Origin of the sequence: Mesobacillus foraminis (assembly GCF_004340465.1) — a bacterium.
GTDB classification, from domain to species: Bacteria; Bacillota; Bacilli; order Bacillales; family Cytobacillaceae; genus Mesobacillus_B; species Mesobacillus_B foraminis.
On record NZ_SLVV01000010.1, the window covers coordinates 102548 to 123660 of the forward strand.

The window sequence follows — 21113 nt, forward strand, 5'->3', positions numbered from 1 at the left end:
CGTATATTAAACTATTCACTAAAACGATTTTTGATTGAGTAAAAGAACTATTTGCAAAAAAATATGCTACTTGACAATAGAAGACTCGGTAGATTGCGAATTAATTTTACCAGTTGAAGGAGCTACAAAAAAATACTCCCTAAGAGGGATAGGAAATTGCTATACTAAAGAAGGATGGTATAATTATCTAATTTTGTTTGAAAACGGGAGAGAAATTTATTCCAATTATTTCTCTAATCCTCTTCTTCTCATATTTTTTTATTCTGGGTCATTACGGTTATTTCATTGTTTTCCGGTTAAATGAATTTGCCCGGTAGTATCAAGATATTTGAAATGAACGATTGTACTACTTGTTTAGTAAGCCTGATATGGTTGTAGTTCTGAAGCCGAATGTAAAAATAGTCAAGGAGTTACCTGCTTAAATGAATAGTTGCGAATGACCCAAAATTGTGAAGGAAATTTTAAATAGATTGGTAAGATATTCGATTAAGAGGGAGCGGACTCTATGAAAGGATTATTGGGATTATTATTTATTTTCTTAGGTGTTTTCATTGGGGTCATTACAGTTGATGATGTTTTTATTGAAAACTTGATTATAAAATTATGGGCTATATTTTTCATAATAATTGGTAGTAAATTAATGAAAATAAAGAAATATAAATTACCTTTAAGATAAAAATGCATATCGAACAAAAGGGTGGGATAAGGACATTCTTCAACTCATGGGTCCATTCCTTCAAGAATCGGTAGAGTACAGCCGGTTCTTGAAGGAATGGACTAAAGGGGAAGGTAAGCTTAAGAAAGACAATGTTAAAACGGGGTTATTCGGTAGCCAAGTTGCATCTCTTTTATTTTATCCCTTTTTAAGTCGAATTCCACACTTAGAATAAACTAAGCTAAATATAATAATACCAACAAATAAGATCAAACCAATGATGAATAATACATTGTTTTGTAATATGTCGCTTAATAACACATGCGTATGCATGTTAAAAATGTTTCAACAATGTTTGGGAATTAAATCGGTTAGTTCAATTAGTGCTGATAAAAATAATTATAATTGTGGCTTATTCCTAATAATTCCAAATTACTTTATAATACAAGTAATATAAATAAGGAGTTTTTGTATGGAGCTAATTACAGGTAAGGTCATAATAATATCACTATTTTTATTGGTAATCACAATGGTTGAGACATTAGCTTATTCAACAAGGATTTCAGGAGCAAGGGTAAAATTAATTGCCACTGCATTATCTTTGTTTAGTACGCTGGTAGTGGTCTCAAGGTTTTCTACGATGTTTCAACAACCTCTTACTGCAAAACTTATAGCAGAAGCACCCGATACAAACAAATTACATTACATAGAGGAACAATATAGGATTTTAATCGGAGTAACTTCAATAGGAGTGTTGTTGGGGATTCTGCTTTTTCCGACATTTATTAATATCTTTTCAAGAGCCATTATTCAACTTTCAAATCAACGGGGTTCAATAATTGCACTGTTTGTTAATCAGTTCAATCGAAATGGCATTAGAAAAATAGTAAAGTGTATTAGGCTGCCAAGATATTCATATTTAAAGGGTATTACGTTAAAAACCATTCCAAAGCGGCTCTTTTTGATAAATGTTATCATTTCTGCTGTTTTTACTATTGGAGTACTATCATCCATTTATGCATCAATGATTGTTCCTAAGGGTTATGCTCAGGCTGCGTTAATGTCATCTGGAATCATAAATGGTATAGCAACTATTTTACTAACATTGTTTATTGACCCTAAAGCTTCGGTATTAGCAGATAGAGTAATGAAAAATCAAACTGATTATATTTACTTAAAAAGCTACTCTTTGACCATGGTTAGTTCTAAATTTGTGGGTACAATTGTGGCTCAACTTATTTTTATCCCTGCGGCATATTATGTAGCTTGGTTTGCTAAGATGATTTAATTTTGCTAAATAACATGAGCTAGTGTTCAACAAGGAGTTGCTCTACAACTCTTTTTATTGTTAATATGCTCTTCCAATAAACTTACTTCTAAATTTGTGAAAGAGCACTCTTTAACAAATGTGGCTGGTTGAAGATATATGTTTAACTTATGTTCAACAATGGGTCCATTTAATCGAATAAGACTATACCAAAAGTCGCTTTCCCTGACGTAGGAAAGCGACTTTTTAGATTGACTCTTCCCTTGTTATCAAGCTTTATACTTTAAGTTCCTTTGACTAATTTTGGGAAAATGTTGTTGACTATTCAGTTGAACTGCATTATATTGTTATTAAGTTGAACTATATAGCCGAACTGAATAGAGGTGAGGATATGAAACATAAATTATTACCGTTGTCTGAAACCATGCATTATATTTTATTAGCTCTGCGTGAGCCACTCCATGGCTATGCTGTAATGCAGAAGATAGAAAAGATAAGTAACGGTACTGTTATTTTAGCAGCTGGTACATTATACGGTGCGATTGAAAACTTGAGTAAACATGGTTGGATTGAACCTGTTGGAGAGTCGGGTCGGAGAAAAGTTTATATGATAACTGCGGAAGGAAGCGCCATTTTGAAAATGGAACAAAACAGGTTATTGCATATTTTATCCCTGTACGAAGGAAGTGAATCGAATGAAGAAATTTAAGATCTTTTTTGATATTGAAAAAGAGGAGCAATGGCTGAACGAACAATTACAAAAAGGCTATCGTTGTACAAATATTAGTGGATTAGGAATATACACTTTTGAAAAAACCGACAAGAGATATGTGATGCGACTGGATTATCAAGATTATTTATCAAAGAAAAAGTTCAAAGATTACAAAGGGATATATGAGGACTTCGGTTGGATTTATATAAATGGCTCCTGGCTTGTTGGAATTCGATATTGGCAAAAAGAGGATGATGATCAAAATGAAATCTTCTCGGATCGCCAATCAAAGGGTAATTATTATAAAAGATTGATGGGTTATTCATCTGGTCTAGGTTTACTGTTATTGTCTTTCTCATATATGCTTTACAAGGATTCAGGTTTATATTTAACTGAAGGTCTTTGGAGTATGAAGGGTGCATTATTTTGGAAAGCATTTTTATTTGAAACTCCATTTGTACTTCTGAGGTTGCTTCCCGCCCTTATGGTTGTTTTCTTTGGTAGCAGTTTCTATAAAGCTTATCGAAAGTATTCAATGTTAAAAGAAGAATAATACGAGGAGATTAAGTATGAACTTTTTTTAATCCAAAGAAGATAAGGTATCTACCACAGTCGGGCGCTTTTTTTAATAAAAAGCCTCTTTTTGAATGGATAACACATTTAAGGGATTGAGTTTTTTGAGGTTAAAAAGGATTTTGAATTGATGCAGCTTAAAATAAAGGGTTCGTAGATTGAAGAAGGATTATCGCACTTTTTGTGTAATTACCTTATTGAACAAACGGGAGGATACTTGAAGAAAATGTGGTATTTTGAAAATAACTGAGAAAGGGGATTAGATATGGAGGCTAGAAAGAAAATTCATTACGAAAGAGGTACGAAGGAACTGAGGAAGAAAAATATCCGTGCCCATAAACTGGTTCAAGAATTTAACACTTGTCCCGTCGAAGATGACAAAAGAAAAGGGGAAATTATAAAGGAATTGTTTGGATGTGTAGGAGGAAAACCAAGTATTGAACATAATTTTCATTGTGACTTGGGATACAACATTTACGTTGGCGACAACTTCTATGCTGGTTACAACTGTACGATATTAGATATGGCAGAAGTAAAGATTGGTGACAATTGTATGATTGGTCCCAATGTTGGAATATATACAGCTGGTCACTCAATCGAACCCAAAGACAGGAATAAAAGTGGTTATGGAATACCGATTACAATTGGTAACGATGTTTGGATTGGTGGAAGTTGTGTAATTTTGGCTGGCGTCACTATTGGCGATAATTCAATTGTTGCTGCTGGTTCTGTCGTTACAAAAGATGTTCCTGCTAATACAATAGTGGCTGGAAACCCAGCAAAGATATTGAAAAATATATAAATTCTTATCAAATAAGAAAGATTGTGAAAATTTTGTGCTTAAACAAACAGGTGCGTTGATTCAGAAAGGATTGACCCCCTTATGTAGATTTTTTTAAACAAGTAGTAAAAAGACTTTGTAAAAAAAACAAAATTTCCCCTCAGAAACCTAAATTTGAAATCATCGAGAACGTAATGGTTATTAGCATTAAGAACCATTTAAAAGATGGAGTAGACTTAGATTGTTTTAATATTTTAAATCCTTATTTACCGAACAATTGGGCCTTTAGAAGAGAGCTGAACAAACAAGAAATAGAATTATTGAGGCTTTTGCGGAGTGTCATGGCATTTTATAGTATAGCAATGAATGGCATACCATTTGGCGATAAATTACTTTATTAAGTTTTTAATGGTTTTACTGATATATGCAAAAAGTTAGCAGTACACTAATAAAGTAATAAGGTTTATTTCAGTAAAATAAGGTATATTATATTTGGTGAATAGATTCTCTTTAAGGACAAGTAAAGTAGGTGAACAAAGTGGGAAAATATCAATTGGATACCAAAGGTAAGGTAGCTGTGACAAAGTATCATGAAAAACGCAAACCTGCCAAATTTGATAAAAAGCAGCAACTTGAAAAAATACGTGCGGAGTATTTGAAAAAGAAGCAAGAACAAACAGATAAATAATATGAATGAAAACATAGGAAGACTAAAATCTCCCCATGTTTTTCTTATTCGGAGTTCTTTTTTCAAGGCTTAGGTAGCTGAATAAAAAGATAAGAATACCCTCAAGTCCCTATCGTGTGAGGATGTGAGGGTATTTTACTACATAAAATTCTTCTCTCAGAACAACGATGAATTCTCAGGAATTAATTCGTGAACGGAGAAAGCTATATTTTTTTCATTGCACTCCTGATATCTCTTTGTTTCGATTACATTGCAGGTTTAATGACCAGTTCACTTACATCGACATGAACAGGCTGTTCAAGTGCATAGACGATCGCACGGGCAATAGCCGTAGCTGGCAGAGCGTTACGTCGGTATTCCTTCATGAATTCTCTAGCCTGGTTGTCGGTAATGCTCTCAGCTAGTTCTGATTCCGTTACTCCTGGCGACACAAGGGTCACACGGATCCCTAGGCCTACAGTCTCTTGCCGCAATCCGTCCGTTATTGCACGTACGGCATATTTGGTCGCGCAGTAGACAGCTGCTGTCGGGGTCACTTCGTAGGCGCCGATGGATGCGATGTTGATGAAATGTCCAAAACCTTGTTTTTTCATGACCGGAAGACCTGTGGCAATGCCATGGAGGACACCGCGTATGTTGACATCAATCATCCGGTTCCATTCCTCAATTTTTAATGCTTCCAGCGAAGAGAGCGGCATCACCCCTGCATTGTTTATAATGGCGTCAACTCTTCCAAAACGACTTTGCGCTGCACTTATAATTGCCTGCATCTGTTCTAGTTCTGTCACGTCGAGCTGTTGAATGACTACAGAACCGCCATCCCCTTGAATGTCAGATGCCAATGACTCTAGTCTTTCCACACGTCTTGCCCCGATCACAACATGTGCGCCCAGGCTTGCGAGAAGCCGGGCTGTTGATTCACCAATTCCGCTGCTTGCCCCTGTAATCACAACCACTTTTCCATTTAGTACAGACATCATTCATTTCTCCCTTCCCTAAGGTCTTCTCGATAGAGCACCATACCAGCATGGTACAGTACACCGTTGATAAAATCACCGTCAGCTGTAAACCCTGTATCATCGATATATTCGATATGATTGCCTGTGACCATATACCTTCCTTGATAGGCGCTTTTGTGGTTACCGCGGGCTTCGTCATATCTTCCGTTCGCGAGCAGCTCATGTCGAATATAGCCGTCAGCTGTCACCCACATGCCTGCATATGGATGGGGATTTACATATTCTCTTTTCATTTCTCCATCTCCTTTCACAATTAAAAGAGGACTGGCACTACAATCTTGGCAGGTTGGACTGGGAAATAGGATAAAACAAAATGCTGCTAACAGAAACTTAATCAATATCTAACCTCCAAATTGAAGTGCTGACCATAAATTAATTATGAAGTGTTGCGGATAGAGGGGGGTAGCCGGAAGGTACATGATTATTGCCTAATCCTCCAACAAAAGATAGGATAGAGAACAAGAGAGTAATAAACAGTTATTGGAAAATGCGGAGGGTTGTTTATGGATAGAATCAAGGAATTAGCAAAGTTACTGGATAGTACAGTAACCATAGATGGAACGCATGATACGTCTATACCAGGCTTGCGGTTTGTTCGTGCTTCTAAGGTTTCTGAACCTTTGTACTCTGTTTATGAACCATCCTTATGTATTGTGGCCCAAGGCTCAAAAGTAGTTATGCTCGGGAAAGAAAGCTATACATACGATTCGGCCAGTTATTTGACTGCATCCGTTCATTTGCCGATCACTGGACAGGTTGTAACGGCTTCGCCGGAAGAGCCTTATTTATGCGTCAATCTGCAGCTTGATATGAACATGATTTTCGAGGTCATTCAATCATCGAATCAAGTCACTCCAGACCGTTCTCCAAGCCGCGGTCTGGTAATCAGCCGGGTGGATGACTCGCTTCTGGAAGCGGTGTTGCGATTGATCAGGCTCCTGGAAGCTCCAAAGGATATTCCAGTCCTTGCCTCCAGTTTCAAGCGTGAAATTGTTTACCGCATTCTACAGAATGATGAGAATGATTCCATGAAGCATTTTGCACTTGCAGGCAGTCAGGGACAGAGGATTGCAAAGGTCATTGGAATGCTGAACCGGGAATTCGCTCAGTCCTTAAAGGTGGAAGAATTGGCGAAAGAAGCCAGAATGAGCGCGTCCTCCTTTTACCATCATTTCAAGGAAGTCACAGGCATGAGTCCTAATCAGTACCAGAAGCAGCTCCGCCTGCAGGAAGCGCGCCGATTGCTTTTAGCGGAAAACATGGAAGCGGCTGAGGCGGCGTTCCAGGTAGGGTATGAAAGTCCATCGCATTTCAGCCGGGAATACAGCCGCAGGTTCGGCCTGTCCCCAATCAAAGACATACGGCGTCTGCGGAAAATGTTCCATTAAAAGAATACGTAGAGGATTCTGAACTGGCCGCACGCATTTCACACATAAAAGGATGGACGAGGCTTTAAACAGAATGATAAATATTCATATTACACTGCCATCTTTAAGAGGAGTAACTACCTTGGTATGCGGAATGGAACTGGGGGCTACTTCCTTTTAGTATTGTGAAACCGAAATAAAGGGGCGTTGATCCAGGAGCAACAAGGTTACATAAATTTTGATTGAATATTTATCCGGTTATAGAGCTAACGGAGGCAAGAATTAAAAATGGGGTTGCTGCTGCAATTTTTTTTGTGGGGCTAAAGCTTGGTTTATAAGGTTTTTTCTTATCCAAGAACGCCTGTACCTGGCTTTCGCCTTTGGCCACATCCAGTCCAACAACAGGATTCATTCTTTTATCTCCTCCAATAATTTATCAATTTGCCGGCAGCCCCTAGTCCGTCTTGCAGTTTCATAGCTTCGCTTGTTATACGAGATCATTGACCCAACCAGCCAAATATGTTTAAGGAAATAGGGGGTGAACAGTTTAGCTAACGGGATCCTCCTCCCACGGGCAGGTACGGTCTACCCCGGCTACCGTAATGATAAAACCATATAAAAAATGGAAAACCAGAAATATCTGGCTGACCTTATAATACGAACGGAGCAGCATTCCTTTAATAACAAGGGAATAGAAATTTACAGAAACCTTTTGAATATTTAAACGTATTTAGTTTCAGGAGGTGTTTAGATGAAAACAGAAATAACGTATTACGATATAGCAGAAGAGAGAAACGTTTTCCAAAGTCCAATAATATCTATTGGAGATCAGTTTATTCCGAGTGAAGGTGACACTCTATTGGTAGATGGTTGGGGATACATGGTAAGCCAAAGAGAATTTTATTATGAGAATGACGTAATAAAGATCAAAATTTTTTGTGTTCGAGAAAAGAAAAAACGATAAATACAATGAAACGATTGGCGTTGATCCAGAAAGGAGTAACCGCCCTTTTTGTAGAAACCCTTATTGAATTATAAAGGTTTTAGAAGTAACCGGAAGGGGTTTTTTAGTTAACGAAATTGGAGGGATGAAGTGTGATAAAAAATGCAGGTACTGAAGAAGCCATTAAAAGATGGGATTCCTTTGCAGATACATATTCAAAGAACCATACCGAACAAGGAGACCTACATAAAGAAGTCTTTTTAAATCCCGCTTTATTTTCACTAATGGAGAGCGTAAAAAATAAAAAGGTCTTAGATGCTGGATGTGGAGAGGGGTATTTAAGCAGGATTTTATCCAGATCAGGTGCTGCCGTGACAGCAGTGGACTATTCTCCAAGAATGATAGAAATTGCTAAAGAAAGAACTTCGAAAGATTTGATAATTGATTATAAACAAGGCAATTGTGAGGAGTTAAATATTTTAGAAGATAAAAGTTTCGATTTAATAGTGTCGAATATGGTTATTCAAGACCTTGCAAATTATGAAAAAGCATTTTCAGAAATGTATCGCTTATTAGTAGATGGAGGCTGTTTCATTTTTTCAATACTGCATCCTTGTTTCGTCACACCAGAATGTGGTTGGGAGAAAACAGAGAGTGGTGAAAAGTTACACTGGAATGTAGATAAATATTTTTACGAAGGTGCTTATGAACAATGTTTAGGTAAGAAGGAGAAGATGTTTTTCTTCCATAGAACATTAACAAGCTATATCAACACTCTGATTAAAACAGGTTTTGTGTTAGAAAGTATTGTGGAGCCAAAGCCATCAACGGAGATGCTTAAAAAATATCCGTCTTTTGAAGAAGATTTTAGATGTGCGGACTTTATCGTTTTTAAGGTAAAAAAATAAATTGATTAACCAATGGGGCATTTCTTTAAGAAGAGATGCTTTTTTCTTTTAAACAAACGGGAAAGCATTCCTGTAATTAACTGAAAATAAGAATGGGATTAAAAGCTAAGATTGTGAACCAATACATTTAAACAATAGGTGCTTTGTTCAATAACTGGTAAAGCCGCTTCCTTTTGGAAGTGGCTGTTATTACACCGCACGCAAATATCTGACTGTAATAGATGTGAACGCATCTTTCATCTCCTCATTCACATCAGAGAAGAACTCTTCTTTTATAAGGTCAAACAGCTTCTGCTGCTCGTGTTTTGGCAAATCCGAGAAATTGGCCTAAGCGTCTTTCCACATTCTAAACCTTCCTGTGGCCGTATTTTAGCACCTTCTAAGAGTTTGGTCAAAATAGCAACAATTCGAAAACGGCCTTGTAAAAATAACCCACCTATTAGGAATAAAGCCCATACAATCAGGGATAAATCGCCTGCAATCAGTAATAAACGTGAGAGACTGCTTGTTTATTGTTCCAGTATCTTTTGCAAATCACCCTCAATTTTATCCGGTTCAGTTGTGGGGGCGTACCGCTCGATGACCTGTCCATTTTGATCAATTAAAAATTTGGTGAAATTCCATTTGATATTTTTTGACAGCAGTCCTTTTTTCTGTTCCTTTAAAAAGACAAATAAGGGATCGGCATTCCCGCCATTTACATCGATTTTGGCAAACATGGGAAAGGTCACGCCGTAATTCATCTGGCAAAAACTGGTTGTCTCATCGATGTTTTCAAATTCCTGGTTGTTGAATTGATCACAAGGGAAGCCTAAAATCTCGAAGCCCTTGCCCTGGTATTTTTCATACATTTCCTGAAGTCCTTTGAATTGCGGGGTCAATCCGCACTTACTTGCCGTATTGACAATCAGTAAAGCCTTTCCTTGATAGTCCTTCAAAGACTGTTCCCTGCCATCAGCCTTCTTTACCTTGAAATCGTAAATGTTTTCCATTGTGGCTACCTCCTTGAATCTCTTACTTCCTATCGTAGATCAAACCGGATTTTTAAACAAGATATCCCTCCTGGAAAGGTATCTTTTTATATGAAGCTGCCCAAAACCAAGGTGAAAGAGTGAAACCACAGGCCATATCGCAGCGTATATATTTTATAACAAGGGAGTCAGGGGGAGTTCCATCATGTTAAGCAGGAAACGTGCAGAGAAGAGAAGGAAAAAGAAACAAGAAGGCACCTATCATTTTTGGGACTTATTATTTGAAGTGATTTTCTGGATTCCAGAATTGATTCTCCTCCCGTTCCGTCTGCTGTTCTGGCTGGTCCGGTTTTTAGGCCGATCTATTTTCGATGGATTGTAATAAAAGGACAGTAGAATGAAAAAAGAGAGAAACCCAGTTGCGAACTGAATTCCTCTCCTGTGTTGTTAACCGGCCAGTTCATTCTGTTGATTTTTCAAACTTTCTTTGCTTTTGTTATTTCCAGATAGTTTATTTAGGGTAAGTGTAATGAAGAAGGAACAGAGCAAACTTCCTGCCATCGCAATGATAAAACCGGTCATATTATTGGATAAAAGTGGAGCCATGAACGAGGGAACATAGGCTGTCCCGCGAACATCAAAAAATCCAACCAGCAGCCCTCCTAAACCGGATGATATGATTGCTCCGGCAAATATTAACTTATTAGAAAACATAAATGGATAGGCCGCTTCTACAAAGGTTCCAAACCCCATATTTATGGCGAATCCAGGAACAGCAACAGCAGCTTCCCCTTTATCTCTTGGAGAAACAATATTAGCGAGCGTGATTCCAGCGGATACCATGACTAAACCCGCCATGTCGACCGCACCAAGAAAGCTGTTTCCTGTACGCTCCATTTCCAAAAGGACGATTGGCAAAATTGCAGCATGGTAGACTCCGCCAATGATTGCCGGCCATATTAAAAGCCCAGCAATTAAACCAGCAATGGTCGAGTTGTAGGATACTAGAAAATCGAGTAAAGAACGAATGCCTTCACCGAGTTGCAAGGCAATAGGAGAAATGACAAAAAAGACTGCCAAGCCGGAGATCAATCCGGCGATTCCACCCGCTGCAATATTTACCGTTGTAGCTGGAAACCGCCATTCAACACATTTCCTGAATATGTAATGGACCAAAAGCCCGGCAAGGATCCCGCCAATAATCCCACCAATAATTCCGCCTTTAACAGACAGGACACCTGCAATTACCCCAGCAACAATTGATACATTATCAAGATCCGCAACTTGTTTTGCAGCAACTACTGCCAGAATGACAGGGAGTGCGTTAATCATTAGATCAAAAACATCTCCAAGTCCTGTGAAAACAGGTATCTTGCTCAAAGCTAAAATCAAAGCCATTGCAATGAAACCTGGAAGCGAGGAAAGCATCATGCCCCTGATGTTGATTCGCTGATAGGGCCGTGAATTTAATTGATCTTTCTGGCCGGAGGTATCTGGTTTGCCGATAACAGGTTTGTAGGAAAGTCCAAAATGCTTGCTCAATGATGTCAAAAAGGTCACAGCCCGGGTCCGGTTGGTGGTTCCTGTGGTGCCAGAGGTCGAAATCACATTTACTCCTTTAGCACTAACAGCTGCCATGGAGGTTCCGCCTGTTCCAGTTGCAGGTATTTTCTTTATTGCTGCTGCTTCAACTGCCTTACGATTCGTTCCTGCTGGATCCGCACTCATAAAAATAAGGGCATCAATGTCTCCATTTGTTATCTTTGCGGCAATATCAGCATCAAGCAGGACGGCAGCTTCATTTACTTCGGCCAAAGTTCCCTGTGCTATGACCAGGGGTTTCGCCATATCTTCATTCCAACTATAAAGCTCTGCGGGGGTATCGTCTTTGGCTGAATCCATTGAGGCCTTTGCGGCGATAAACTGGAGAGAAGTACAAACCATACCAGCGGCTTCAGTTTGCAATAGAAGCTCGTCCAAAAGTCTGTCAGGGTCTTTGCCTCCCAAAAAATAAAGGTTGCCGCCGCTGCTTCCAAGAATTGCAACTTTCTTTACCATGAAATCTTCCTTCCTTAATTTAATATTTATACAATTTAATGAAAAGTTTTAACGGAATTATAGGGTTCTTTATCAATTTAATACAATGATATAGTAATGTTTTAATTAATTAAAGTGATAAAACAAAAAAACAAATAAGTTTTGGTTACGAAGGGCAGTTAATGATTATCGTTTAATTGTTTCCTTCGCAGATAGTTACATAATTTACTTACAACTAAATGAAGTATTAACACATACATGTTCTTTTTAGTGAGGATAATACTACTTGTTGTAAAAAACAAAAAGGAGTGTTATCCATGCCATTTGGTGCCCATGAAACGATGGAAGTACATGAAATACTAACGGAAAAGCTAAATATGATCAGCCATTTTAATTTATATGCATCCCAAACGAAAAACCCGGAGCTGCGGAATATGATTACTCGGCATCAGCAGGAAGAAATCAAGTCTTATGATGCCATCGTAGCGTATACACATGATTATACTCAGTTCACACCAGTTCCTCCGAACACGAGTGTCAATCATGTTATGCCCGAGGATATCCAATATGGATTGAATAATCCATCCATGTTAGCGCCTGAGACAAATGCCGTACTGAACGAATATGAAGTGGCCAGTGCAATGCTGATCGCTCACAAAAATGGTGCAATGAACGGAGTGAGGGCTTCGCTGGAAATCGCTGATCCGAATCTTCGCCAAATGCTGATGAATGGAGCAATTAACTGCATCAATCAGGCATACGAAGTCTTTTTGTTTATGAATCAGCAGGGCATGTATCAAATTCCGCAGATTAAAGATCATACCGCTAAAACGTTCCTCCACAGCTTCCAGCCGGTGGGAGAATCGGTTAAAGCACAACATTCGGACCAAGCGGGGCAAAAACAGGGGCAGGGCCAGTCCATTATGTCCTATATGCAAAACCAGCAAATGCCTATGTCCCAGCAGATGTCACCACAGAATATGGGGCATCACATGCAGATGGGTCAGGGAACTCCTGCAGCAGGAGGAGCGATGGGGCAAAATATGGGCTCCGGCAGACAGCAGCAAACCTCATTTGGCCAAATGGGGAATCCCGGCATGATGCAATCGAGAGTTCAAGGGAACATGCCGCAGTACCGGGCAAATCAGCAATATAACCATTAATAGCAGCTAATCTAAAAAACGAAAGGCCATGGAATCTGAAATTGATTTCATGGCCTTTTCGTATATTGGTTCTCATGGTTTAAAATTTCTTAATGAGTATGCTTGTCACCGGGGGAGATTCCTAGAGCCGTTCCTGGAATAGCATCATAAACGGCCGGGTCGGCTTTTTCGAGTGAACCGTCTGCCAGCCCATTAAGGACGGCCATGACTGGTATTTTGGCCGTTTCTTTTAGCATCCCGTTTTGCTTTTGGCCAAGGGTCTGGGTTTGTCCTTTAATTTCAATCAGCATCGTGGCAGTTCCATTTAACTGAATCGCCCCAAGGCCAGAGCCCGGGTAATTGACAATCGGGTATTTTTGGATGGCCCCATAGGAGGAGTTCCCCCGTTGTAAGGCCTCGTAAGCAACCGCATTTACCTTTTTGCTTAATGTCAGTACTTCCGGCTTCAGTTCATAGGTCTTCCCGTTGAAAGGGTCTACGTAAGGTGCAGTTGTGAACTGAGCCAGGAGCTGAATCGAAACAGAGCGGCTGTCCTCTTCCGACAAGCGGTTGAATCCGCGGTGATGAACATCAATCGCTACATCCGGATCCAGTTCTTTAATCACAGTTGTGAGAGCGCGGGTTTCAGGTGAAAACACAAGGGAAGCCTTAGAACCATTATTGCTTTCCCTGTTATTCAGGACGGCCGCAACCTTGGCCGGGTCTTTGCTGATTTCTTCCTGAATATCAAAGTCATAATCAGGGTGGAAATCCCGATTCAAATCAAAGCCGGGAATTCCATAAACGACATTTCCATCATTATTAGGTGCCCTCTCGCTGCCGGCAGCATTGTAGTACCATGGAGCTTTGGTATCGGCAGGGAGTCCTAATTCTTCTGGATTCCAGGTTTGATGTGAATATCTGGTTGGATAAGGATTTCCTTCATATTGATTGGCCGTTCCATCAGGGTTTAACCTAGGCACAAACCAGACACTCACTTTGTCCAGAATCGCTTTTGCTTCCTTGCTGCCAGAGGACAGCTTTTGCATCAACTCGACTACCGCTTCGGTGCCAAGAGGCTCATTCCCATGAATCTGGGTGTATACGAGCACCCGCTTTTTATTTGTGTCATTGTCTCCAAATTTTGCCACATAGAGTGGGTTCCCGTCATTTGATGTCCCGAATTGTTCAAGAACCATCTTTCCGTTCGACGTTTGTTCTATTTGCTTTAACTGTTTTTCCAATTGTTCATTGGACATCAAGCCAGCAAAGGAGATGTTTTGACCATCCTGGATCCAGGGCCCATTGGGAGTGGTTACAGGTTCTGCAAAAACAGCAGTCGAGCTCCCACCGATGGCAGAAGCCAAAAGTCCGGCTGATAGTATGTATCTTAGTGCCTTTTTCTTTTTCATGTCATTTCCTCCATATGAAATAGGTAATCCATATTATCCTATCATATTGAAAACTATTACGAAATAATTTATCTAAACATTAGGAAAATTCATTCATAATTTTTTATAGATGTAGGTCTTTATACCTGGCCCCGATTCAAAGTAAAAATCCGCTATTCAGGTGGATTTTCAATAAAATTCAAAAGAATTGTTTTTTGAGGTTGAACGCCCACGGCGAATTTGGTAAGATATAAACAAATCAAAAGGCTGTGTGTGACTGGCGAACGCGGAGAACCGTGAGGGAGCACATAGTGTCGGAGCCGTTCGCCTGGGCAGAGGTAAGGGAAGTTTTCCCTTGCCTCTTTATGTTTTTTAGGAGGGGATAGGGAAGGAAACGGGGAAATTATACTGTTCATCAGGAACGCGTATATAAGTAAAATACATTGGAAGGCTGGCATGTGTTCCTTTGCAAAACTCTTTATTTCCGTTAAATTGCCCACTGGGAAAAAAAATGGCCAAGAAAACGTTATCTTATTTTTTTGGGGTGTACGCAGGAAGATTTTAATGGTATTTTATTAATTATTCAGAGAAAACATCATACATTTAATTTTTTGACTATAAAAAATAATCCATGAACTACAAACCTTATTGAAAAGAGGAGAAGACTCAATGAGCACAACAACATTAGACAAGGTGAAAACAATCAAAACATTAAACAGCATCGCTGAATGCGGCTTAAATGTGTTTAACAATGGGCTCTATAATATTGATGACAATAGTGACAATCCAGATGCAATTGTTCTTCGGAGTTTCAACATGCACGACATGGAGTTTAATAAAAATCTAAAAGCCATTGCACGTGCTGGTGCCGGTGTGAATAATATTCCTGTTGACAAGTGCACGGATAGCGGAATTGTCGTTTTCAATACACCGGGAGCAAACGCTAATGCAGTAAAAGAATTAGTGCTGACTTCATTAATGGCTTCTTCTCGCAATCTTTTTGCCGGGGTATTATGGACGAAGACTCTTGAAAATGAAGGAGATCAGATTCCTAAGCTTGTAGAAGCAGGCAAGAAGCAGTTTGTAGGAAAAGAAATTAAAGGAAAAACTCTTGGTGTCATTGGTCTTGGAGCTATTGGGGCACTTGTGGCAAACGATGCACTTGATCTGGATATGGATGTCATCGGTTTTGACCCGTTCATCTCTGTCGATACTGCATGGAGCCTGTCCCGCAATGTCCAGCGCGCCATGACCATTGAACAGCTTTTTGCCAATTCGGATTATATTACAGTCCATGTACCATTAACAGATGGAACCAGAGGGATGTTTAATGAAGAAACATTCAGTATTATGAAGCCAGGCGTTCATATTCTGAATTTCTCCCGCGGTGAGCTGGTAAATGAAGATGATATGGCTGTAGCCCTTGAAAACGGAGTTGTTGGCAAGTATATTACGGACTTCCCAAATGAAAAAGTAGTCAAAATGAAGAATGCCATTCCAATTCCGCATCTTGGCGCTTCTACTCAGGAATCAGAAGAGAACTGTGCACTTATGGCGGCTCGCCAAGTCAAGGAATTTCTTGAAACTGGAAACATTAAAAATTCAGTGAACTTTCCAAACGCAAGCCTTCCATATACAGGAAAGCGCCGCGTAGCAGCATTCCATAAAAATGTTCCAAACATGGTGGGACAAATAACTTCTGCCATTTCTAGCTACAACCTCAATATCGCTGACATGGTGAACAGAAGCCGTGGCGACTATGCCTACACAATGATTGACATCGACAACAAAGTAAATGGAGAAGTGATCCCTGGACTGGAGCAAAAAATCCAGGATATCGAAGGAACCGTATCTGTACGTATTATCTAATTGTGATTTCTAAAAAAGCAGGTCTGAATTCATCATTCAGCCTGCTTTTTCGCGTTTACCTATTGATATATTCATACATCTTAATCCGTTTTAGTGCCTGACCCCCTTTAATGCGTTAAAGGGGGTCAGCGCGTTTTCACCGTTTAAAGGTTGGCACTTCAAGTGTAAGGCTGTAAGAGCCGAGCAGGCTGTACAAATTGTGGATTTGCTTTACTTGCTTGGAAGACCAGCCGATATCGGAGGCATACTGGTGGGTAGCAGCTCCTGCAGCAACTGCACCTTGTGGATTCCACCTCATTTTATATAGGGTGTCCTGTCCCGAACTTATATACCCCTGGGCAATGAATTTGGCTCCGCCCATGATGGCCGCTTCAGGAATAAACCAGCCGGCATTATAGGCAAATTTAGCCCCGCTGGTAACGGCCGATCCGTCATAGGCCCCGATTCCAAACATATTGTAGACCTTTTTGCCATAAATTTCGACGCCCTGTGCCAGCTGAGAAGTTCCATTTCCAGTTTCCAGCAGAGCATGTGAAATGAGATAGACATCATTCACTCCGTGCTTTGCACCGGCAGCAAGAAATGTTGCCGCATGACCCGCAAGTGAACCTTTACCGGTCAGTATTTTTTCATTTACCTCAAACTGATCAAGATTCGTCGACTCAGATAGTTTCAGGAATTGGAGGGACGTGACCGGGTTGTTCACGTGGGTGTCTGGGTCCAGAGAGTTTCTCACATCCTCTGGACTGGCGTTCACCCAGGCTCGATCGTACTGAACGGCATACCAGTCATATCCATCAGACCCTTTGACTTTCGATAAGATGTTCAAGTTTTCTCCGCTTCCGACGGTTCCAACAGCCCAGTAATTCGTGCCTGCCCCGCCTCTTACGTTCCAGCCAGATCCTTTAACCACTCCACTTGTGGGATTAGTGCTGCTGTTAAGAATAAGTGCATCTTCCCGTATGTACGTAGCATATTTCTTATCCGTCTGCGGATTGCTTTGCAGCTGGACTTTAACCATTTCATCCAATGTCATGTCATAGGAAGTGTAAACAGTATTGACTTTCCGGTTTGCTGTATCAAGGTGATCCTGTGTTGCTTCCGATAAATACTGAGTGCTGACGTAGCCGGTTTGGCCATTGGCTGTCACCCGTGCCCATCCGTTTTCTTCCTTATAGACAGTAACAGCAGTTCCTGAATCCAGCTTGGTAATAATGGCCGCATTGGTCGAAGGCTCGGATCTCATATTCAAATATGATCCAGGATCGACGGTCACCAATTTATATGTATCGGCAGAAGGCTTGGCAATCGACGGCTCTGCTGCGGGCTGATCTGCCTTTGGTAAAGGTTCTTCCATAACTGACTCAGGAGACGAATCAGATTTTGAACCCGGATTTTCAGCTGCCAAATATTGAGTATTCACATATCCTTCCTGGCCATAGACGTTTATTTTTGCCCAGCCATTGCTTTCAGACAAAACACTCACCTTTTTTCCTTTTGCAATCTTAAGAATAACAGATGCCTTTGTCGTAGGTTTATTCCTCAAATTTAAGCTGGAGCCAGCTTCTACATTTACATATTTAATGGTCGGTTCTGCAGGAGCGGCTTCGGAAGCACCCGGCTTGGCCGAAGAAAGATACTTGGCGCTGACGTAGCCATTTTTCCCATTGGCGTTAACTTGGGCCCAGCCATTGCTGACCGAGTAAACAGTAACGGAAGAGCCGTTGGCCAGCTTTGTTAAAATCGAAGCATTGTCAGACGCGCTCGCCCTTAGATTGAGATATGATCCAGGATTGACCGAGACGTATTGAGTCGTGGCCGAAGTTTTAGGCTGTTCAGCCTGTTTGGAAGAACTCGTCTTTGACGACAGATACTTAGCGCTGACATAGCCGTCTTTCCCATTGGCGTTAACCTTGGCCCAGCCATTGCTGACCGAGTAAACGGTGACAGAAGAGCCGTTGGCCAGCTTTGTTAAAATCGAAGCATTGTCAGACGCGCTTGCCCTCAAATTGAGATAAGATCCAGGGTTGACTGAAACGTATTGAGTTGAAGCTGCTGCAGTTTCAGGCTGTGCAGCGGTTTTGGCAGAACCTGACTTAGAAGGGGCCAAATACTTCGCGCTGACATATCCACTTTTGCCATTAGCAGTAACCTTGGCCCAGCCATTGCTGACCGAGTAAACGGTGACCGAAGAGTCGTTGTCCAGCTTCGCTAAAATCGAAGCATTATCAGACGCGCTTGCTCTAAGATTAAGATAAGATCCAGGGTTGACAGATACGTATTGAGTCGTGGTCGAAGTTTTAGGCTGTTCAGCCGGTTTGGAAGAACTAATCTTGGACGACAGATACTTAGCGCTGACATAGCCGTCTTTCCCATTGGCGTTAACCTTGGCCCAGCCATTGCTGACCGAGTAAACGGTGACCGAAGAGCCGTTGGCAAGCTTTGTCAAGATCGAAGCATTGTCAGACGCGCTCGCCCTTAGATTGAGATATGATCCAGGATTGACCGAGACGTATTGAGTCGTGGTCGAAGTTTTAGGCTGTTCAGCCGGTTTGGAAGAACTCGTCTTGGACGACAGATACTTCGCGCTGACATAGCCGTCTTTCCCATTGGCCTTAACCTTGGCCCAGCCATTGCTGATCGAGTAAACGGTGACGGAAGAGCCGTTGGCAAGCTTCGTCAAGATCGAAGCATTGTCAGACGCGCTTGCTCTAAGATTAAGATAAGATCCAGGGTTGACAGATACGTATTGAGTCGAAGCTGTTGACTGATTTACCTGTGCAGCCGGTGTTTCATTTTCCGAAGCATGAACAACCTGATTAAAAGCTGCAGTTGATAAAACAGCAAAACAGAAAGGTAGTATTGCTTTTTTCATCATGACCTCCTTTTGGAATCTGCTAAAATTTAGCACTCTAGCTAAATTTTATCATACTGATAGATTGACAAACTAAAAAACTCGTAAATAATGTAAAAATTTGTATCAGAATTTGGAGGAAATCGTATCATATCAGCAAATTATAAGAGGCAGAAGGATAAAAAGAGAAAGATATGGAGGAATGTGTCAATGGCTGGCAGATATGGCTTTGCTATAGTAGAAAAAACTAATGGCTGATTTTAAAACAAAAACCCTTCTCGAAAGAAGGGTAATTTGGGATTATTTCGTTTTTATCGCTTTTACCCTGCCGACCTGTCCATCCGTCAGCCTGACTTTTATACCGTGTGGATGGGTAGGTGACTTTGTGAGGATATCCTTAACGATTCCACTAGTCAGTTTTCCAGTTCTCTGGTCTGCTTTTAAGACTATGTCCACTTCCGCACCAGGGGTGATATCGTTTCTATTTTGGCCAGTCATTATTACACACCCATTTTCCGGCGGGAGTTGCTGACTTTTTTGGTTTGCTGGCTCTTCATTTTCTTGGTGGTCTGGGACTGGAACGAATTTGCGTTGCCGGATGAATTTTGATTCTTCTTTTTCTCGAGCTGTTTTTGTATCGCTTCCTGAAGGCTCATTTTCTTTGCTGACTGTTCTGGCTGCTGAGAATCGTTTTTGTTTGACATATATACTTCCTCCTATTAATTGGTCAATTATGTTCTTTTAAAAATTACAGTACCATATCTGATTGAACATAATGGTACAGGAGTTTAGCGGTGTTTTCAATTGATTCTTTATGTGTTCTCTCAAAGGCATGGGAGGAATCAATGCCAGGACCGATTAACCCGTGGACAATATCATGTCCCGACCTGATGGCGGCCGAGGCGTCCGATCCGTAATACGGGTAAATATCGAGTTTGTAGTCGATGCCATTCGTTTCTGCAAGCTGAACAAGATGTTTGCGCAATTCATAATGATAGGGTCCGCTGGCATCCTTCACACAAATGGATACTGTGTATTCATCGGTTGACTGGCCGTCACCCATGGCACCCATGTCGACGGCGAGGTATTCAACCGTCTCCGGGGGAATATTTGAATTTCCGCCATACCCTATTTCTTCATTATTAGAGATTAAGAAGTGGGTCGTATAGGGAAGCAAAACATTTTCCGTCCTAAGCTGTTTTATTAGCTGAAGAAGGATCGCTACGCTGGCTTTATCATCAAGATGCCTGGATTTAATGAAGCCTGATGGTGTAATTTGCACCCGTGGGTCAAAAGAGACAAAATCACCAACCTCAATGCCTAAAGCTCTGACATCGTTCGCGTTATGGACTTTTTCATCCAGGCGAACCTCCATATTTTCCTGGCTCCGTTCTGCCTTGCCTGCATCCTTATAGACATGGACAGATGTCTGGTGCATTAAAATGGTTCCGGTAAATCTTTGGCCTCCAGAGGTTTCAATTTCACAATATTCTCCTTCAATGGAATTGTATTTAAATCCTCCAATCAAATCCAGCTTCAGCCGGCCGCTTGGTTTGATTTCTTTTACCATTGCACCGAGAGTATCAACATGCGCTGTCAGCATCCTGTGATGTTGTTCATCCTTGCCGGGGAGGGTTGCAATTAATCCCCCTTTCCGGTTTCTTTCCGTATGTACACCCAGCTCTTTAAGATAGTTCTCAACAAAGCTGATCACTTCATTTGTATTGCCGGAAGGGCTTGGGATGGAGACCAGATCTTTAAGTAACTGGATCGTTTCTTCTGTGTTAGGATAAGCCATTGCAAAGCTCCTTTCAGTATATCGCGTTTCTTCTATTATACTGCTTTCTCTGATTAAAATAATCTTAAATAAAATATTGGAGAGAAGGATGAGCTGTTGGCTCAATTTTGTTCAATACATTTCCTGAAACCAGGAAGC

The 21113-nt window shown here is 40.7% G+C and carries 23 protein-coding genes and 1 riboswitch; of the genes, 12 read left to right on the forward strand and 11 right to left on the reverse strand.

Annotated features, from left to right (window positions below; genetic code table 11):
* The first annotated feature begins 505 nt into the window (after nucleotides 1–505).
* From EV146_RS27140 to EV146_RS27630, 6 genes are all read left to right on the forward strand, one after another.
* The gene (locus tag EV146_RS27140) at nucleotides 506–676 is read left to right on the forward strand and encodes a hypothetical protein (protein WP_158287136.1); all 171 of its coding nucleotides are present in this window, start codon (nucleotides 506–508) and stop codon (nucleotides 674–676) included.
* Between the two features lie 451 nt (nucleotides 677–1127).
* Entirely contained in the window at nucleotides 1128–1943 is an 816-nt protein-coding gene (locus EV146_RS18735; RefSeq protein ID WP_132009404.1) for a lipid II flippase Amj family protein, read from the forward strand.
* Between the two features lie 370 nt (nucleotides 1944–2313).
* Complete coding sequence (locus EV146_RS18740) at nucleotides 2314–2631, forward strand: PadR family transcriptional regulator (protein WP_121613583.1); 318 nt, start codon at nucleotides 2314–2316, stop codon at nucleotides 2629–2631.
* Nucleotides 2618–3187, forward strand: coding sequence for a DUF2812 domain-containing protein (locus EV146_RS18745; RefSeq protein ID WP_132009407.1), 570 nt, complete (start codon nucleotides 2618–2620; stop codon nucleotides 3185–3187). Before EV146_RS18740 ends, EV146_RS18745 begins: the two co-directional genes overlap by 14 nt.
* 285 nt (nucleotides 3188–3472) lie before the next feature.
* Nucleotides 3473–4009 carry a sugar O-acetyltransferase gene (locus tag EV146_RS18750; protein WP_132009410.1) on the forward strand — a complete coding sequence of 179 codons (537 nt, stop codon included), beginning with the start codon at nucleotides 3473–3475 and terminating at the stop codon, nucleotides 4007–4009.
* A gap of 517 nt (nucleotides 4010–4526) precedes the next feature.
* Entirely contained in the window at nucleotides 4527–4676 is a 150-nt protein-coding gene (locus tag EV146_RS27630; protein ID WP_181215932.1) for a hypothetical protein, read from the forward strand.
* Between the two features lie 245 nt (nucleotides 4677–4921).
* On the opposite strand, the gene EV146_RS18755 is transcribed toward EV146_RS27630, so the two are convergent.
* Nucleotides 4922–5653 carry an SDR family oxidoreductase gene (locus EV146_RS18755; protein WP_132009737.1) on the reverse strand — a complete coding sequence of 244 codons (732 nt, stop codon included), beginning with the start codon at nucleotides 5651–5653 and terminating at the stop codon, nucleotides 4922–4924.
* Complete coding sequence (locus EV146_RS18760) at nucleotides 5653–5928, reverse strand: Atu4866 domain-containing protein (protein WP_132009413.1); 276 nt, start codon at nucleotides 5926–5928, stop codon at nucleotides 5653–5655. Before EV146_RS18760 ends, EV146_RS18755 begins: the two co-directional genes overlap by 1 nt.
* Before the next feature lie 270 nt (nucleotides 5929–6198).
* Between EV146_RS18760 and EV146_RS18765 the strand changes: the two genes are divergently transcribed.
* Entirely contained in the window at nucleotides 6199–7083 is an 885-nt protein-coding gene (locus EV146_RS18765; RefSeq protein ID WP_132009416.1) for an AraC family transcriptional regulator, read from the forward strand.
* Between the two features lie 229 nt (nucleotides 7084–7312).
* Here EV146_RS18765 and EV146_RS27145 read toward each other — a convergent pair whose 3' ends face one another.
* On the reverse strand, nucleotides 7313–7474 hold the full coding sequence (locus tag EV146_RS27145) for a hypothetical protein (protein WP_158287137.1): 162 nt from the start codon (nucleotides 7472–7474) through the stop codon (nucleotides 7313–7315).
* A gap of 339 nt (nucleotides 7475–7813) precedes the next feature.
* Here EV146_RS27145 and EV146_RS18770 point away from each other — a divergent pair, with 339 nt between their 5' ends.
* Nucleotides 7814–8026, forward strand: coding sequence for a hypothetical protein (locus EV146_RS18770; RefSeq protein ID WP_132009419.1), 213 nt, complete (start codon nucleotides 7814–7816; stop codon nucleotides 8024–8026).
* Between the two features lie 131 nt (nucleotides 8027–8157).
* Nucleotides 8158–8913 carry a class I SAM-dependent methyltransferase gene (locus EV146_RS18775; RefSeq protein ID WP_132009422.1) on the forward strand — a complete coding sequence of 252 codons (756 nt, stop codon included), beginning with the start codon at nucleotides 8158–8160 and terminating at the stop codon, nucleotides 8911–8913.
* A 189-nt stretch (nucleotides 8914–9102) separates the two neighbouring features.
* Here the strand turns inward: EV146_RS18775 and EV146_RS28195 are convergent, their stop codons facing one another.
* Nucleotides 9103–9225, reverse strand: a complete 123-nt coding sequence (locus tag EV146_RS28195; RefSeq protein ID WP_277873225.1) for a hypothetical protein — start codon at nucleotides 9223–9225, stop codon at nucleotides 9103–9105.
* A 197-nt stretch (nucleotides 9226–9422) separates the two neighbouring features.
* On the reverse strand, nucleotides 9423–9905 hold the full coding sequence (locus EV146_RS18780; protein WP_132009425.1) for a glutathione peroxidase: 483 nt from the start codon (nucleotides 9903–9905) through the stop codon (nucleotides 9423–9425).
* A 184-nt stretch (nucleotides 9906–10089) separates the two neighbouring features.
* On the opposite strand from EV146_RS18780, the gene EV146_RS27635 reads away from it, so the two are divergent.
* Nucleotides 10090–10266 (forward strand): hypothetical protein, encoded by a 177-nt coding sequence (locus EV146_RS27635; protein ID WP_181215933.1) that lies wholly within the window; start codon nucleotides 10090–10092, stop codon nucleotides 10264–10266.
* A gap of 65 nt (nucleotides 10267–10331) precedes the next feature.
* Here EV146_RS27635 and EV146_RS18785 read toward each other — a convergent pair whose 3' ends face one another.
* Complete coding sequence (locus tag EV146_RS18785; RefSeq protein ID WP_132009428.1) at nucleotides 10332–11942, reverse strand: PTS sugar transporter; 1611 nt, start codon at nucleotides 11940–11942, stop codon at nucleotides 10332–10334.
* Between the two features lie 296 nt (nucleotides 11943–12238).
* Here EV146_RS18785 and EV146_RS18790 point away from each other — a divergent pair, with 296 nt between their 5' ends.
* The gene (locus EV146_RS18790; protein ID WP_132009431.1) at nucleotides 12239–13084 is read left to right on the forward strand and encodes a spore coat protein; all 846 of its coding nucleotides are present in this window, start codon (nucleotides 12239–12241) and stop codon (nucleotides 13082–13084) included.
* An 89-nt stretch (nucleotides 13085–13173) separates the two neighbouring features.
* On the opposite strand, the gene EV146_RS18795 is transcribed toward EV146_RS18790, so the two are convergent.
* Nucleotides 13174–14475 (reverse strand): M14 family zinc carboxypeptidase, encoded by a 1302-nt coding sequence (locus EV146_RS18795; protein WP_132009433.1) that lies wholly within the window; start codon nucleotides 14473–14475, stop codon nucleotides 13174–13176.
* A gap of 242 nt (nucleotides 14476–14717) precedes the next feature.
* A riboswitch (ZMP/ZTP riboswitch) is annotated at nucleotides 14718–14795 on the forward strand.
* Between the two features lie 328 nt (nucleotides 14796–15123).
* Here EV146_RS18795 and EV146_RS18800 point away from each other — a divergent pair.
* Nucleotides 15124–16323 (forward strand): phosphoglycerate dehydrogenase, encoded by a 1200-nt coding sequence (locus EV146_RS18800; protein ID WP_121613569.1) that lies wholly within the window; start codon nucleotides 15124–15126, stop codon nucleotides 16321–16323.
* Between the two features lie 136 nt (nucleotides 16324–16459).
* Here EV146_RS18800 and EV146_RS18805 read toward each other — a convergent pair whose 3' ends face one another.
* The 4 genes from EV146_RS18805 to EV146_RS18820 form a co-directional block, all read right to left on the reverse strand.
* Entirely contained in the window at nucleotides 16460–19201 is a 2742-nt protein-coding gene (locus EV146_RS18805; RefSeq protein ID WP_132009436.1) for an SH3 domain-containing protein, read from the reverse strand.
* Between the two features lie 276 nt (nucleotides 19202–19477).
* The gene (locus EV146_RS18810; RefSeq protein WP_121613567.1) at nucleotides 19478–19675 is read right to left on the reverse strand and encodes a YwbE family protein; all 198 of its coding nucleotides are present in this window, start codon (nucleotides 19673–19675) and stop codon (nucleotides 19478–19480) included.
* Nucleotides 19676–19677: 2 nt separating this feature from the next.
* Nucleotides 19678–19881: a hypothetical protein gene (locus EV146_RS18815; RefSeq protein WP_132009439.1), complete on the reverse strand. Its 204-nt coding sequence runs from the start codon at nucleotides 19879–19881 to the stop codon at nucleotides 19678–19680.
* Between the two features lie 44 nt (nucleotides 19882–19925).
* Nucleotides 19926–20975 carry a M42 family metallopeptidase gene (locus EV146_RS18820; RefSeq protein WP_132009442.1) on the reverse strand — a complete coding sequence of 350 codons (1050 nt, stop codon included), beginning with the start codon at nucleotides 20973–20975 and terminating at the stop codon, nucleotides 19926–19928.
* Nucleotides 20976–21113: the final 138 nt, after the last annotated feature.

Coding starts and splice junctions, on each gene's coding strand:
- EV146_RS18740 (WP_121613583.1), top strand. CDS start 2,314: ATGAAACATAAATTATTACCGTTGTCTGAAACCATGCATTATATTTTA.
- EV146_RS18735 (WP_132009404.1), top strand. CDS start 1,128: ATGGAGCTAATTACAGGTAAGGTCATAATAATATCACTATTTTTATTG.
- EV146_RS18810 (WP_121613567.1), bottom strand. CDS start 19,675: ATGACTGGCCAAAATAGAAACGATATCACCCCTGGTGCGGAAGTGGAC.
- EV146_RS27140 (WP_158287136.1), top strand. CDS start 506: ATGAAAGGATTATTGGGATTATTATTTATTTTCTTAGGTGTTTTCATT.
- EV146_RS18755 (WP_132009737.1), bottom strand. CDS start 5,653: ATGTCTGTACTAAATGGAAAAGTGGTTGTGATTACAGGGGCAAGCAGC.
- EV146_RS18750 (WP_132009410.1), top strand. CDS start 3,473: ATGGAGGCTAGAAAGAAAATTCATTACGAAAGAGGTACGAAGGAACTG.
- EV146_RS27635 (WP_181215933.1), top strand. CDS start 10,090: ATGTTAAGCAGGAAACGTGCAGAGAAGAGAAGGAAAAAGAAACAAGAA.
- EV146_RS18770 (WP_132009419.1), top strand. CDS start 7,814: ATGAAAACAGAAATAACGTATTACGATATAGCAGAAGAGAGAAACGTT.
- EV146_RS18820 (WP_132009442.1), bottom strand. CDS start 20,975: ATGGCTTATCCTAACACAGAAGAAACGATCCAGTTACTTAAAGATCTG.
- EV146_RS18765 (WP_132009416.1), top strand. CDS start 6,199: ATGGATAGAATCAAGGAATTAGCAAAGTTACTGGATAGTACAGTAACC.
- EV146_RS18800 (WP_121613569.1), top strand. CDS start 15,124: ATGAGCACAACAACATTAGACAAGGTGAAAACAATCAAAACATTAAAC.
- EV146_RS18745 (WP_132009407.1), top strand. CDS start 2,618: ATGAAGAAATTTAAGATCTTTTTTGATATTGAAAAAGAGGAGCAATGG.
- EV146_RS18805 (WP_132009436.1), bottom strand. CDS start 19,201: ATGATGAAAAAAGCAATACTACCTTTCTGTTTTGCTGTTTTATCAACT.
- EV146_RS27145 (WP_158287137.1), bottom strand. CDS start 7,474: ATGAATCCTGTTGTTGGACTGGATGTGGCCAAAGGCGAAAGCCAGGTA.
- EV146_RS18795 (WP_132009433.1), bottom strand. CDS start 14,475: ATGAAAAAGAAAAAGGCACTAAGATACATACTATCAGCCGGACTTTTG.
- EV146_RS18815 (WP_132009439.1), bottom strand. CDS start 19,881: ATGTCAAACAAAAACGATTCTCAGCAGCCAGAACAGTCAGCAAAGAAA.
- EV146_RS18760 (WP_132009413.1), bottom strand. CDS start 5,928: ATGAAAAGAGAATATGTAAATCCCCATCCATATGCAGGCATGTGGGTG.
- EV146_RS18780 (WP_132009425.1), bottom strand. CDS start 9,905: ATGGAAAACATTTACGATTTCAAGGTAAAGAAGGCTGATGGCAGGGAA.
- EV146_RS18785 (WP_132009428.1), bottom strand. CDS start 11,942: ATGGTAAAGAAAGTTGCAATTCTTGGAAGCAGCGGCGGCAACCTTTAT.
- EV146_RS18790 (WP_132009431.1), top strand. CDS start 12,239: ATGCCATTTGGTGCCCATGAAACGATGGAAGTACATGAAATACTAACG.